Genomic DNA, 14353 nt, shown 5'->3' with positions numbered 1-14353 from the left:
AAGGCGGTGCCGGCCGGCCCGGGCAGCGGTGGGCGGGCGCGGGGACGGACACGGTCATGATCGGCCATGGTGACGGCAGGGCGGGCCGGTTTCAAGGTCTAGACCACCATGGTTCGCGCCGGTCGGTCACCCCGTCCCGTTCCCGTCCCACAGCTCGGCGTGCCGCCGGTGTGCCTCCGTCAGGCCGTGCCGGAAGTACCGCTCGTAGTACTCGCCCTCCACGTGATGGGCCTGGAGCCAGATGCCCGGGACGTGAAGGGCGTCGGTGTGCGCGGGGAAACGGCCGTGTGTCGTGAGGACGTACGCACAGATGTCCCTGGCGCAGTCGACGACCCGCTCGTCGTACTCACGGGCCTCGGCCAGATAGCGCTGGCCGTAGTCGTCCTTGTAGATGCGGGTGAAGACGTCCTTGTCGGTGTAGGTGCCGTCCGGGCCGAACTTCGACCTGACCACCGCGTCCACGGCGTCCGCCATGGAGGCGTACGCCGGCGGGCAGGCGGCCGCGATCAGCGGCTCGCCGTCGGGCGAGGTCAGGCCGACCGGGTGCGCGCGCAGCGTCGCGTACCGCGGCAGCGGGACGTGCCAGCGCCAGATGTCGGCGAGGCGCCAGCGCGGGGTCACGAACGTGAAGCCGAGCATTCTGCCGTATGTCCGCGAGAACTTCGGGTCGCCCAGGGCGATCTGCGGATTGAGGGAGGCGTGGATCCAGGCGCCTAGGCCCATCGCCTCGGCCGTCAGCATCAGGTTCTGGAGCAGCAGGTCCGCCTCGATCTGGGTGCGCATCGGGCCGAGCGCGCCCAGCGGCAGCTTCAGGTCCTTGTCCAGGAACCCGTTCGAGATCCACTTCCGCACCCCGGCCGGGCGGTAGAAGTTCCTGTCGTCGACCAGTGTGGGCCGGGCCCCGTCCGGCTGGGTGAGCAGATACATCAGGGCGTTGATGTACTGGTGCGACAGATCGACCACCGGGAAGAAGACGGTGCTGCCCGGCAGGTTGGACAGGAACCGGTTGGAGTCCAGGTACGCCGGGAAGTCGCGCATTCCCTCTGCGACGTCGAGGCGGTGGTCGAGCACCCGCACCTTGGCCCGGCGCGCCCGGGCCACCAGCGTCCCGGCGTCGAACGGCTCCTGCGGCGCCGGGGGCAGCGGGCGCAGGAAGTAGGTACCCGTGTCGTTGATCATGAAGAAGTGGGTGCCCTGCGCGTTGTCCGGGCTGCCCGCCGTCCGCCCCGTCATCCTGAGATTGGGCTTGGCCATGATCGGCGTCCCGTTCCGCGGGTCCTCGAAGGGCCGGTCGGGCATGGTCAGCCCGGTGGAGCCGGTCATCGCGATCAGCACCGCCTCCTCCAGCTCCGACAGAGGTTGCGGGGCGTGCGGCGAGCGGTAGGTCATGGACCCGGCGGACACCGTGGCGCCCCGGCCGACGCGATGGGTACGGCGGTGCCAGACCGTCTCCAGCAGCGGCCGGGTGAAGAGGTCCCGCAGACCGCGGGCGTCGTCAGCCATCCGAGCCTCCGTCCGCCGTCGGCCGAACCGTCCGCCAGGGCGCGAACGCGCTCGCCTCTCGCGGCAGCAGCGCCGCGAGCTCCGGGCAGTGCCGCAGGATCACGGACTTCATACCGCCCTTCTCCACCCAGTCGATGCCCAGCGGGGTGTACACCTCGGGCCGGTAGTCGACGGTCAGGAAGCGGTCCGACTGCAACCGGCGGCTGGCCATCAGGACGAAGACGCGAAACGCGGTGTCGCTGAACCCGAAGCCGGTCGGCGGGTTCTCCGCGAACAGGCCCACCACCGTGTCGATCTCGTCGACCGAGCGGTACACCTCCTTCAGCCGTGTCAACGTCTCGGCGCTGTCGGTGAGTTCCTCGAAGGAGCGGATGCGCCGCTTGTGCAGACCCGCGCGGAAGTCGTTGTAGCGTGGCACCCCGCGGCGCCGGGTGCGCACCAGGTCGACCACTGAAAGGTCGATGATCTCGCCGTCGCGCTCGAAGTGCCGGAGCGCGCGCGGGAAGTTGTGCAGGGTGATGGCGCCCGGGTGGGCGATCCCGAACGAGTACAGCGTGTTCGCCAGGCCCGTCTTGCGGATCCGCGGCTCGGCCGCGCCGCCCTGGATGTCCGCGAAGGCGACCGTCTCCAGCCGCTGCCCGAAGTGGTGCTCGCACAGCTCGAAGTCGTCGGGGATCAGCGGGTGCATGCGATAGACGGTGACGAAGTCCTCGGTCAGCGAGTACGGCGCGGTGTGGTGGTCCGGCAGCGTCCGCGGGATGCCCTTGAGGGAGTGCGCCTCGAACAGCCACAGGCCGAGCTGGTCGAGCCAGTTCCTGGGCGGGCCCTGCCAGTTGGTCCTCAGCGCGAGGTCGATGGCCTCCGTGGCGAGGATCGCCGGTGTCCACTCCACCGTGTGGATCTTGGCGATCAGCGCCGAGACCACCAGCCGCGCGGTCTGGTGGACACGCTCCTCGCCCATCGACGGGTACTGGGCGCGCAGTGCCTCGCAGACGGCGTTGTGCTCCCGCGCGAACAGCGTGTGCATCGCGCTCAGACCCATCCACCAGTTGTCCTGGAAGCCGGTGAGCGGGATGCCCTGGGGACCGACCGGGAGGTGGCCGTCCTCCAGACGCAGCCCGGCCCCGCCGTCGGGCTCGCGCAGCAGACGGGCGGTCCGCTCGTCCCCGCCGTACACCTCGGAACCGTCCCACCAGTGCGAGACGGTGTTGCCGAACAGGACCGGGGGACCGCCCCCGGGAACCTCGAGGCCCACGTTGTCGGCGAACCGCATCACCTGCTCGGCGGGCCCGCCGGGGGTGTTGTGCCAGGGCGCGCTGCCCGGCGGCAGCGGCACCTCGACGGACCGGCCGCCGGGCGCGTGGCGGCGGTGGTTGACCCAGTCGTGCACCTGGAACTGGATCCAGGCGGCCGCGAGGACGTTCAGCGAGGTCGCCGGCAGGAACCGGTCCCGGTGCAGCAGCGCGCGGCTGACCGCGACCGGATTCGGGGTGTCGAAGAGTTCGGGCCGGTAGTCGGGCTTCAGATTGCGGCCGAAGGCGGCGCCCACCGCTCCCATGCGGGGGGCGGACAGATCGCCGTAGCTGCCGTCGTACGACCGCTCCGTGCGCAGCCGCTCGGGAGGCGGCCCCGGCACCGGCTGGGCCTTCGGCGGGGCCTCGCCGGGTTCGGTGTCGATCAGGTTGCGCCGGCGCAGCGTCCTGCGCAGGAACACCAGGTTCAGCAGGCTCAGCGGCAACGGCAGCCGGTGCCAGGGCACATAGCGGTTCAGCAACCCGAAGGCCGCGCTGGCCGGCGGTGCCAGGAGCCGGTTGCGCAGCGGCTCCGGGGTCACGAAAGCGATCCCCTGCCGGTGGGCGCTGCTCGCCCGGTAGGCGGCCTTGCGGGCACGGTTGATGTTGCCGAGCGGGCGGAACTCGTCCGTGGTGTACCAGGGGTTGAAGGAGAGCGCGTCGACGCGGTCGGCGGCGGCCCGGGCCCGGGCCTCGTCCACGTCCTGACGGGGAACGGTCAGCCGTGCGACGGCTACGGCCGGCGCGTGCGTCCACTCCACCGAGGCGTCCTCGACCGGTGTGCGCCGCTCGTCCACGAACCGCTGGACGCACAGCTCGAAGACGACGTCCGTCCTCGCCAGCCGCTGCGCGATCTCACGGTGCAGGAACTCGGGGTCCTTGCGGTCGGGCGCAAGCGCGGGCGCGGTGCCCGGCGCCGGCCGCAGCAGATAGCGCACCGGCCCGGCGGCGCCCCACAGGACCGCCCCCCGGCTGAAGTAGGTCTCGGTGGCCAGGGAGGTGACCGTGCGCCGAGTGGCGGCGCGGACGGTGCGGCGCATACGGTTCGCGGTGCCGAGGCCCACCGCGAGCGGCAGCTTCACGAACAGCCCGAACGCCTTTTGCAGCGGGGTGCGGGCCCCCGCCATCGCCTTGGCGAACGCCACGAACTCCCGTGCGTCGCGGGCGTGCGAGACCGGGTGGCTGGTCGCGAGCAGATCGTGGCTCTCCCGCTCCGCCACCCGCACCCGCACGGCCGCCCCGCGCAGGTCGGGCGTCCCGTCACCCTGCCGGATACCGCTCGCGTTGGACAGCCGCACGATCGCCGGATACTCGGCCCCCGGCCGGGCGAACCCGACCCGCAGATCGGCGGGCAGGTCGTCATGGAAGCGCAGCCGGCCGTTCTCCACCGCGAGCGGCGCCTTGGCGTGGAAGGCGCGCGCCACCCCGCCGCCGAAGGCTCGGCCGTTGCGTATCTGGACCGCCATCAGCTCCTTGGCCAGGCGCTCGAACACCAGCCGTTCCGCCTCGGGACTGCCGCCTTGGTATCGCTCGTACCGCTGATCGTGCTGCTGCCCGCCTTCGGCCATCGGTCGTTTCCTTCGTGCGGAGACCTGCCCAGGGAGCCAGCACGTTATCGGCCCTGCGGGGTGTGCCCACAGCTGTGGTTCCCGCCGATGTGCGCGGTCTCTTCGCGTCTACGAACATTGCGGCGAACAGCGGTGTATGTGCTTGTCACGGTGGTGGCCGGATGCCAGTTCGGAAGCCGGGCGGACCTCGCCTTCTCCTCCGCTCCCAGCAACACCACGAGGCTCGGGGCGAGGTTGGCCGAGAAGTGACTGGTCCTCGTCGACGACAAGGCCCGGGCCACCCCGCGTGCGGACGCGGCGAGTGCCGCGGTGCGGGTGACCCGGGCCGGGGAGAGGCCGGAGGGGCCTAGAGGTCGAACTCGTGCGGCGGCAGGTCGAGCGCGAAGCACGCCTCCCGGACCACCGCCTGCTCGTCCTTGTCGAAGTTCCCGTCGGCGCCCCCGATGACGATGCCGATCTGGATCACTGCGCGGGCCTCGGCGGGCTTCTTCTTCGCCTTGCCGATCTCCTGAAGCACGCTGACCTTGCCGAAGGCGAAGTCCGCGGTCAGCTTGTTCAGATTGTCCTCGAAGCGGCGCCGCAGGTCGTCGGCCGGGAAGTTCTGCAACACCTCGTTGGTGGCGATGAGCTGGGCCACCCGCTGGCGCTCCGAGGGGTCCACGGTTCCGTCCGCCGCGGCCACGAGCGCGCACATGGCCATGCTCGCGTCGCGGAACGCGCCGCTCTTGAGATCGTTCTTCTTCGCCACGAGCTGGGTCTGCATCGTCGAGGCGGATTCCTTGATGCGGTCCCACAGGGCCATGGGAACTCCCTACGTCATCGAGGCCGGCCCGTCCCGGTGGACGGGCCGGGGCCTCGCGCTATTACAGCAACGTGGAAGGAAACTGACGGGAGGCCGCGGAAGTTCCGGTGGCGTTCCATTCCGCGATCACGGGCCGGCCGTGCTCGGTGGAGAGCCGGCCGACCGACGCCGTCTCCAGTCGCAGCAGCCGCCCCTCGGCGGCCGACAGGCCCAGGTGCCGGGCGGCCAGGACGCGCAGGAAGTGACCGTGGGCCACAAGTATCACATCGCCCTCGGCGAGGGCGGGGGCGATACGGGCCAGCACCCGGTCGGCGCGCGCCGCCACGTCGTCGGGCGACTCACCCGGATGGCCGTCCGGTCCGGGCGGCACCCCGTCGGTCCACAGGCACCAGTCGGGCCGGGAGCGGTGGATCTCGGCCGTGGTGATGCCCTCGTAGCCGCCGTAGTCCCACTCCTGGAGACCGGCCTCCGGAACGGCGCCGGACAGCCCGGCGAGTTCCGCCGTGCGTCTCGCCCGGCCGAGCGTGCTGGTGAGGGCCAGAGTGAAGGTGCGTCCGGCGAGCAGCGGGGCGAGGGACTTGGCCTGTTCCTCGCCCCGCTGGGTGAGCGGGAGGTCGGTCCAGCTGGTGTGCTGTCCCGAGCGGCTCCACTCGGTTTCGCCGTGGCGGACCAGCAGGAGGTCGCCCACGGCTCGTTACTCCTTCGTCGACTCGACGGCGTGGCCGCCGAACTGGTTCCGCAGCGCCGCGATCATCTTCATCTGCGGTGAGTCGTCCTGCCGCGAGCTGAACCGCGCGAACAGCGACGCCGTGATCGCCGGCAGCGGCACCGCGTGGTCGATGGCGGCCTCCACGGTCCAGCGGCCCTCGCCGGAGTCCTCGGCGTAGCCGCGCAGCTTCTCCAGGTGCTCGTCCTCGTCGAGGGCGTTGACCGCGAGGTCCAGCAGCCAGGAGCGGATGACCGTGCCCTCCTGCCAGGAGCGGAAGACCTCGCGGACGTGGTCCACCGACTTGACCTTCTCCAGCAGCTCCCAGCCCTCGGCGTAGGCCTGCATCATCGCGTACTCGATGCCGTTGTGGACCATCTTCGAGAAGTGCCCGGCCCCGACCCGGCCGGCGTGGACGTATCCGTACGGGCCTTCGGGCTTGAGCGCGTCGAAGACCGGCTGAAGGCGTTCGACATGCTCCTTGTCGCCGCCGACCATCAGCGCGTAGCCGTTCTCCAGGCCCCACACACCGCCGGAGACGCCCGCGTCGACGAAGCCGATGCCCTTGATGCCGAGCTCGGTGGCGTGCTTCTCGTCGTCCGTCCAGCGGGAGTTGCCGCCGTCGACCACGACGTCACCGGGGGACAGCAGGTCCTTCAGCTCGTCGATGACGGACTGGGTGGGGCCGCCGGCCGGGACCATCACCCAGACCACGCGCGGGGCCTGAAGGGTCTCGACCAGTTCGGCCAGGTCCTTGACGTCCGAGAGCTCGGGGTTGCGGTCGTAGCCGACGACGGTATGGCCCGCGCGGCGGATCCGCTCGCGCATGTTGCCGCCCATCTTGCCGAGGCCGATGAGGCCCAGCTGCATCTGTGTCATGTCAGTCTCACTTCTTCCTGAGCGTGCGGTAGGCGGCCACCAGGGCGGCGGTGGAGGGGTCGAGGCTCGGCACCTCGGCGCCCTCGGTCAGGGCGGGTTCGACACGCTTGGCGAGGACCTTGCCCAGCTCGACACCCCACTGGTCGAAGGAGTCGATGTTCCAGACGGCGCCCTGGACGAACACCTTGTGCTCGTAGAGGGCGATGAGCTGGCCGAGGACCGAGGGGGTCGGCTCGGTGGCGAGGATCGTGGTGGTGGGGCGGTTGCCCTTGAAGGTGCGGTGCGGCACCTGCTCCTCGGGCACCCCCTCCGCCCGTACCTCCTCGCTGGTCTTGCCGAAGGCGAGCGCCTGGGTCTGGGCGAAGAAGTTGGCCATCAGCAGGTCGTGCTGGCCCTTGAGTTCCCGGCTCAGTTCGTCCACGGGCCGGGCGAAACCGATGAAGTCCGCCGGAATGAGCTTGGTGCCCTGGTGGATGAGCTGGTAGTAGGCGTGCTGGCCGTTCGTGCCGGGGGTGCCCCACACCACCGGCCCGGTCTGCCACTCCACCGGATGCCCCTCGCGGTCCACCGACTTGCCGTTGGACTCCATGTCCAGCTGCTGGAGATAGGCGGTGAACTTGGACAGGTAGTGGCTGTAGGGCAGCACCGCGTGGGTCTGGGCGTCGAAGAAGTCGTCGTACCAGATGCCCAGCAGACCCAGCAGCAGCGGGGCGTTGGCCTCGGCGGGGGCGTTTCGGAAGTGCTCGTCGACGAGGCGGAAGCCCGCCAGCATCTCCCGGAACCGCTCCGGGCCGATGGCGATCACCAGGGAGAGGCCGATCGCCGAGTCGTAGGAGTAACGGCCGCCGACCCAGTCCCAGAACTCGAACATGTTGTCCGGGTCGATGCCGAACTCGGTGACCTTGCCGGCGTTCGTCGACAGCGCCACGAAGTGCCGGGCGACCGCCTTCTCGTCGCCGTCCATGGCCGTGAGCAGCCAGGAGCGGGCCGAGGTCGCGTTCGTGATCGTCTCGATCGTGGTGAACGTCTTCGACGCGACGATGAACAGCGTCTCCGCCGGGTCCAGGTCCCGTACCGCCTCGTGCAGATCCGCGCCGTCCACATTGGAGACGAACCGGAACGTCAACTCCCGTGCGGTGTAGGGGCGCAGCGCCTCGTACGCCATCGCGGGACCGAGGTCCGAGCCGCCGATGCCGATGTTGACGACGTTCTTGATGCGCTTGCCGGTGTGGCCGGTCCACTGGCCCGAGCGGACCCGGTCGGCGAAGTCGGTCATCTTGTCGAGGACCGCGTGGACCTTGGGCACCACGTTCTCGCCGTCGACCTCGATCACGGCGTCCCGCGGGGCGCGCAGCGCGGTGTGCAGGACGGCCCGGCCCTCGGTGACGTTGATCTTCTCGCCGCGGAACATGGCGTCCCTGAGACCGAACACATCGGTGGCGGCGGCCAGTTCCTGGAGCAGGGCGAGGGTCTCGTCGGTGATCAGGTGCTTGGAGTAGTCGACGAGCAGGTCGCCGACGCGCACGGTGTAGCGCTCGGCCCGCCCGGGGTCCCGGTCGAAGAACTCGCGCAGGTCGGGGTGGAGCAGCGGGCCCGCACGGTGGTCCTCCAGGGCCGTCCACTGGGGGCGTCGGGTGAGCCTGGGGCTGTCAGACATGGCCGGCGTTCTCCTTGGTGCCCTGGCCGCGCAGGGCGATGGCGTACATCTCGTCCGCGTCGAGGCGGCGCAGTTCCTCGGCGATCAGTTCGGAGGTGGGGCGCACCTTCAGCGCGAGGGTGCGCGGGGGCTGGCCCGGCAGGGTCAGGGTGGCCAGCGGGCCCTCGGGGCGGTCGATGACGATCTCGCCCTTCTCGGTGCCCAGCCGCACCGCAGTGATGACCGGTCCGCCGGTGACGATCCGCTCCACCGGCACCTGGAGCCGGACGCCCAGCCAGCGGGCCAGCAGTTCGGCGCTTGGGTTCTCGGCCTCGCTCTCGATGGCCGCGTAGGTCACCTTCGTACGGGCCTGGTCGAGCGCCGCGGCCAGCATGGACCGCCACGGCGTTAGTCGTGTCCACGCCAAATCGGTGTCGCCCGGGGCGTAGGCGGAGACCCGGGCCTTCAGGGCGTCGAGCGGGTGCTCGACGGCGTACATGTCGGTGATCCGGCGCTGGGCGAGGGCGCCCAGAGGGTCCTTGGACGGGTTGTCCGGCGCGTCCACCGGCCACCACACGACTACCGGTGCGTCCGGCAGGAGCAGCGGCAGGGCCACCGAGTCGGCGTGGTCGGACACCTCGCCGTACAGCCGCAGTACGACCGTCTCGCCGGTGCCCGCGTCCGCGCCCACCCGGATCTCGGCGTCGAGCCGGGAGGCGGTGCGGTCCCGGGGGGTGCGGGCGTGCCGCTTGATGACGACCAGGGTGCGGGAGGGGTGCTCCCGCGACGCGTCCTCGGCGGCCTTGACCGAGTCGTAGGCGTTCTCCTCGTCGGTCACGATGACCATGGTCAGGACCATGCCCACGGCGGGGGTGCCGATGGCCCGGCGGCCCTGCACCAGCGCCTTGTTGATCTTGCTTGACGTGGTGTCGGTCAGATCGATCCTCATGGCCTGCGCCAGCTCCGTCCGTCTCGTGCGAGCATCTCGTCGGCTTCTCGGGGACCCCAGGTACCCGCCGGGTACTGGGCGGGCTTGCCGTGCGCGGCCCAGTACTCCTCGATCGGGTCGAGGATCTTCCAGGACTCCTCCACCTCCTCGGTACGGGGGAACAGGTTGGCGTCACCGAGCAGTACGTCCAGGATCAGCCGTTCGTACGCCTCCGGGCTGGACTCCGTGAACGACTCGCCGTAGGCGAAGTCCATGGAGACGTCCCGGATCTCCATCGACGTACCCGGCACCTTGGAACCGAAGCGCACGGTCATGCCCTCGTCGGGCTGGACGCGGATGACGATCGCGTTCTGCCCGAGTTCCTCGGTGGCGGTGGTGTCGAACGGGGAGTGCGGGGCGCGCTGGAAGACGACCGCGATCTCGGTGACCCGGCGTCCCAGCCGCTTGCCGGTGCGCAGATAGAAGGGGACGCCCGCCCAGCGGCGGTTGTCGACCTCCAGCTTGACCGCGGCGTAGGTGTCGGTCTTCGACTGCGGGTCGATGCCCTCCTCCTGGAGGTACCCGACGACCTTCTCGCCGCCCTGCCAGCCGGCCGTGTACTGCCCGCGCACGGTGTGCCGGCCGAGGTCCTCCGGCAGCTTCACCGACTTGAGGACCTTCAGCTTCTCGGTGAGCAGCGCCTCGGCGTCGAAGGCGATGGGCTCCTCCATGGCGGTGAGCGCCATCAGCTGGAGCAGGTGGTTCTGGATGACGTCACGGGCGGCGCCGATACCGTCGTAGTAGCCGGCCCGGCCGCCGATGCCGATGTCCTCCGCCATCGTGATCTGGACGTGGTCGACGTACGACCTGTTCCAGATCGGCTCGTACATCTGGTTGGCGAAGCGCAGCGCCAGGATGTTCTGGACGGTCTCCTTGCCCAGGTAGTGGTCGATGCGGAAGACCTGGTCGGGCTCGAACACGTCGTGCACGATCGCGTTGAGCTCGCAGGCGCTCGCCAGGTCGTGCCCGAACGGCTTCTCGATGACGGCGCGCCGCCAGGAGCCCTCGGGCGCGTCGGCGAGGCCGTGCTTCTTCAGCTGCCGGACCACCTTCGGGAAGAACTTCGGCGGCACGGAGAGATAGAACGCATAGTTGCCGCCTGTGCCCCGGGAGGCGTCCAACTCGTCGACGGCGGCCCGCAGTTGCTTGAAGGCGGTGTCGTCGTCGAAGTCACCCGGGATGAACCGCATCCCCTCGGCGAGCTGCTGCCACACCTCCTCGCGGAACTCGGTACGGGCGTGCTCGCGCACGGCGTCGTGCACGACCTCGGCGAAGTCCTGGTCGGCCCAGTCACGCCGGGCGAACCCGACCAGCGAGAAACCCGGCGGCAGCAGACCGCGGTTGGCGAGGTCGTAGACGGCCGGCATCAGCTTCTTGCGGGACAGGTCACCGGTGACGCCGAAGATGACCAGACCGGAGGGACCGGCGATGCGGGGGAGCCTGCGGTCGCGGGGGTCACGAAGGGGGTTGCACCAGGCGGAGTCCGGGACCGGCCGGCCGGCCTTGGCGGGCGCGGCGCCGACCTTCGAGGCCGCGTCGGAGGCCTGGGCCTCGGCGGCCCTGGTCTCCCCGGCCCCCGGAGCCTCCGTCTGCGTCACCGTGGTTCCCTCGGCCCTCTCCTCGGCCCCGGATCCCTTCGTCTCGGGACGTTCCTTGCTCATTCCGCGTCAACCCCCTTGCTCTTCAGCGAAGCCGTGACGGCGTCCAGCAGGTCCTGCCAGGCCACCTCGAACTTGGCGACGCCCTCGTCCTCGAGTTGCTTGACGATCTCGTCGTACGAGATCCCGAGCCGCTCCACGGCGGCGAGGTCGGCGCGGGCCCGGGCGTAGCCGCCGGTCACCGTGTCGCCCTGGATGTCGCCATGGTCGGCGGTGGCGTCGAGGGTCGCCTCCGGCATGGTGTTCACCGTGCCCGGCGCGACCAGTTCGTCGACGTACAGCGTGTCCTTGTACGCCGGGTCCTTCACTCCGGTGGAGGCCCACAACGGGCGCTGCCTGGTGGCCCCGTCCTTGGCGAGGGCGCGCCAGCGCTCACCGGCGAAGATCTCCTCGTACGCCTCGTAGGCGAGCCGTGCGTTCGCGAGCGCCGCCCTGCCCCTGAGCGCGAGCGCCTCGTCCGTGCCCACCTTCGTCAGGCGCTTGTCGATCTCGCTGTCGACGCGCGAGACGAAGAAAGAGGCCACGGAGTGGATGGCGGACAGGTCGAGCCCGGCGGCCCTGGCCTTCTCCAGGCCGGCCAGGTAGGCGTCCATGACCTGCCGGTAGCGCTCCAGGGAGAAGATGAGCGTGACATTGACACTGATGCCCTGCCCGATGACCTCGGTGATGGCGGGCAGGCCGGCCTCGGTCGCCGGGATCTTGATCATCACATTGGGGCGGTCGACGAGCCAGGCGAGCTGCCTGGCCTCCGCGACGGTCGCCCGGGTGCGGTGGGCGAGGCGCGGGTCGACCTCGATGGAGACCCGGCCGTCCCGGCCGTCCGTCGCCTCGTACACGGGCCGCAGTATGTCCGCGGCGGCGCGGACGTCGGCGGTGGTCATCATGCGGACGGCCTCCTCGACCGTCACGCCGCGCTCGGCCAGGTCGGCCAGCTGCTCCTCGTACCCCTCGCCCGAGCCGATGGCGGCCTGGAAGATGGACGGGTTGGTGGTGACGCCCACCACGTGTTTCGTGGCGAGGAGTTCGGCGAGGTTGCCGGAGGCGATCCGCTTGCGGGACAGGTCGTCCAGCCAGATCGACACGCCCGCGTCGGACAGGCGCCTCAAAGGTCCCGCGGCTGCGGTTGCTTCGGTCACTGTGATCATCTTCTTTCGTGCGATCGGATCAACCGCGGGCTGCGGCGAGGGATTCCCGCGCGGCGGCGGCCACGTTCCCGGCCGTGAAGCCGTACTCGGCGAACAGTGTCTTGGCGTCGGCGGAGGCGCCGAAGTGCTCCAGGGAGACGATGCGTCCACTCTCACCGACGTACCGGTACCAGGTCAGCGCGATGCCCGCCTCGACCGCCACGCGCGCCTTCACGGACGGCGGAAGGACATGCTCGCGGTACCCCTGGTCCTGCTCCTCGAACCACTCCACGGACGGCATCGACACCACCCGGGTACCCACGCCTTCGGCCTCCAGCCGTTCCCGTGCCTCGACGGCGGGCTGCACCTCGGAACCGGTGGCGATCAGGATCACGTCCGGGGTGCCGGTGGAGGACTCCCGCAGGATGTAACCGCCCTTGGCCGCCTCGGGGTTCGGGGCGTACGTCGGCACTCCCTGTCGCGTGAGGGCGAGACCGTGTGGGGCCGGGGCGGTGGAGTGGCGCCGGAGGATCTCCGCCCAGGCGATCGCGGTCTCGTTGGCGTCGGCCGGGCGGACCATGTTCAGGCCCGGGATGGCGCGCAGGCCGGCCAGGTGCTCGACGGGCTGGTGGGTCGGGCCGTCCTCGCCCAGGCCGATGGAGTCATGGGTCCACACATAGGTGACGGGGAGCTGCATCAGGGCCGACAGACGCACCGCGTTGCGCATGTAGTCGGAGAACACCAGGAAGGTGCCGCCGTAGACGCGGGTGTTGCCGTGCAGGGCGATGCCGTTCATCTCCGCGGCCATGGAGTGCTCGCGGATACCGAAGTGGATGGTGCGCCCGTACGGGTTCGCCTCCGGCAGCGGGTTGTCCGCCGGGAGGAAGGAGCTGTTCTTGTCGATGGTGGTGTTGTTGGAGCCGGCCAGGTCGGCGGAGCCGCCCCACAGTTCGGGGATGATCGCGCCGAGGGCCTGGAGCACCTTGCCGGAGGCGGCGCGGGTGGCCACCGCCTTGCCCTCCTCGAACACCGGCAGTGCGTCCTCCCAGCCCTGAGGCAGCTGACCCGCCACGAAACGGTCGAACAGCTTCGCGCGCTCCGGCTGGGCGCCGCGCCACTCGGCGATCCGCTTGTCCCAGGCCGCGTGCGCCTCGGCGCCGCGGTCGAGGGCCCGTCGGGCGTGGGCGAGGACCTCGTCGGCCACCTCGAAGGTCTTCTCCGGGTCGAAGCCGAGGACCCGCTTGGTGGCCGCGACCTCGTCCTCGCCCAGTGCCGAACCGTGCGCGGCCTCGGTGTTCCGCGCCTTCGGGGCGGGCCAGGCGATGATCGTGCGCATCGCGATGATCGAGGGGCGCTCGGTCTCGGCCTGCGCCGCCTTGAGCGCTGCGTACAGCGCGTGGACGTCGACATCGCCGTTCTCCGCCGGTTCGATGCGCTGCACGTGCCAGCCGTAGGCCTCGTACCGCCTCAGCACGTCCTCGGAGAAGGCCGTCGCGGTGTCGCCCTCGATGGAGATGTGGTTGTCGTCGTAGAGGAACACCAGGTTGCCGAGCTTCTGGTGGCCCGCGAGCGAGGACGCCTCCGCGGAGATGCCCTCCTCCAGGTCGCCGTCGGAGACGATCGCCCAGATCGTGTGGTCGAAGGGGGAGGTGCCCCCGGGGGCGTCCGGGTCGAACAGTCCGCGCTCGTAGCGAGCGGCCATCGCCATGCCCACCGCGTTGGCGACGCCCTGGCCCAGGGGGCCCGTGGTGGTCTCGACACCGGCCGTGTGGCCGTACTCCGGGTGACCCGGTGTCTTGGAACCGTGCGTGCGGAACGCCTTCAGGTCGTCCAGCTCCAGCTCGTAGCCGGCGAGGAAGAGCCGGGTGTAGAGGGTCAGCGAGGTGTGCCCGGGGGAGAGGACGAAGCGGTCACGGCCGGTCCACTCGGGGTCCGCGGGGTCATGTCGCATCACCTTTTGAAAGATCGTGTACGCGGCGGGTGCCAGGCTCATCGCGGTGCCCGGGTGGCCGTTGCCGACCTTCTGTACGGCGTCTGCGGCCAGAATCCGGGCCGTGTCGACGGCTCGCCGGTCGAGGTCGGTCCATTCGAAGCCGTCTGCGCTTTGCGCACTCATCTTCAAGAAGTCCTCACTGGATACATGATCACTGGCGGGCCGTCGTCAAACCTAAAAGTCTGACTTTTGCTGGGAAAGGTG

General features: G+C 70.3%; 10 protein-coding genes. All 10 read right to left on the bottom strand.

Translation table 11 applies throughout. From position 1 onward, the window contains the following. Window positions 1-126: 126 nt before the first annotated feature. Window positions 127-1503 (bottom strand): hypothetical protein, encoded by a 1377-nt coding sequence (locus tag ABZ876_RS28875; RefSeq protein ID WP_361787359.1) that lies wholly within the window; start codon window positions 1501-1503, stop codon window positions 127-129. Further along, complete coding sequence (locus ABZ876_RS28870; RefSeq protein ID WP_361787356.1) at window positions 1496-4363, bottom strand: peroxidase family protein; 2868 nt, start codon at window positions 4361-4363, stop codon at window positions 1496-1498. The genes ABZ876_RS28875 and ABZ876_RS28870 overlap by 8 nt, the downstream gene beginning before the upstream one ends. Window positions 4364-4709: 346 nt before the next feature. Beyond that, entirely contained in the window at window positions 4710-5165 is a 456-nt protein-coding gene (locus ABZ876_RS28865) for a TerB family tellurite resistance protein (protein ID WP_361787353.1), read from the bottom strand. A gap of 61 nt (window positions 5166-5226) precedes the next feature. Continuing rightward, a complete protein-coding gene (locus ABZ876_RS28860) occupies window positions 5227-5853 on the bottom strand; it encodes a histidine phosphatase family protein (protein ID WP_361787350.1) in 627 nt (208 codons plus the stop codon). Between the two features lie 6 nt (window positions 5854-5859). Beyond that, the gene (gene gnd / locus ABZ876_RS28855; protein WP_361787441.1) at window positions 5860-6741 is read right to left on the bottom strand and encodes a phosphogluconate dehydrogenase (NAD(+)-dependent, decarboxylating); all 882 of its coding nucleotides are present in this window, start codon (window positions 6739-6741) and stop codon (window positions 5860-5862) included. Between the two features lie 16 nt (window positions 6742-6757). Then, entirely contained in the window at window positions 6758-8407 is a 1650-nt protein-coding gene (pgi, locus tag ABZ876_RS28850) for a glucose-6-phosphate isomerase (protein ID WP_361787347.1), read from the bottom strand. Continuing rightward, complete coding sequence (gene opcA / locus ABZ876_RS28845; RefSeq protein WP_361787344.1) at window positions 8400-9335, bottom strand: glucose-6-phosphate dehydrogenase assembly protein OpcA; 936 nt, start codon at window positions 9333-9335, stop codon at window positions 8400-8402. The genes pgi and opcA overlap by 8 nt, the downstream gene beginning before the upstream one ends. Continuing rightward, entirely contained in the window at window positions 9332-11035 is a 1704-nt protein-coding gene (zwf, locus tag ABZ876_RS28840; protein WP_361787341.1) for a glucose-6-phosphate dehydrogenase, read from the bottom strand. Before zwf ends, opcA begins: the two co-directional genes overlap by 4 nt. Continuing rightward, a complete protein-coding gene (tal, locus tag ABZ876_RS28835) occupies window positions 11032-12177 on the bottom strand; it encodes a transaldolase (RefSeq protein WP_361787338.1) in 1146 nt (381 codons plus the stop codon). Before tal ends, zwf begins: the two co-directional genes overlap by 4 nt. Window positions 12178-12196: 19 nt before the next feature. After that, on the bottom strand, window positions 12197-14272 hold the full coding sequence (gene tkt, locus ABZ876_RS28830; RefSeq protein ID WP_361787335.1) for a transketolase: 2076 nt from the start codon (window positions 14270-14272) through the stop codon (window positions 12197-12199). Window positions 14273-14353 lie beyond the last annotated feature (81 nt).

Source organism: Streptomyces sp. NPDC046931 (assembly GCF_040644655.1).
Classification (GTDB): Bacteria; Actinomycetota; Actinomycetes; order Streptomycetales; family Streptomycetaceae; genus Streptomyces.
The sequence above is the reverse complement of the archived record's forward strand: the minus strand, read 5'-3'. Positions and strand labels throughout refer to the sequence as shown.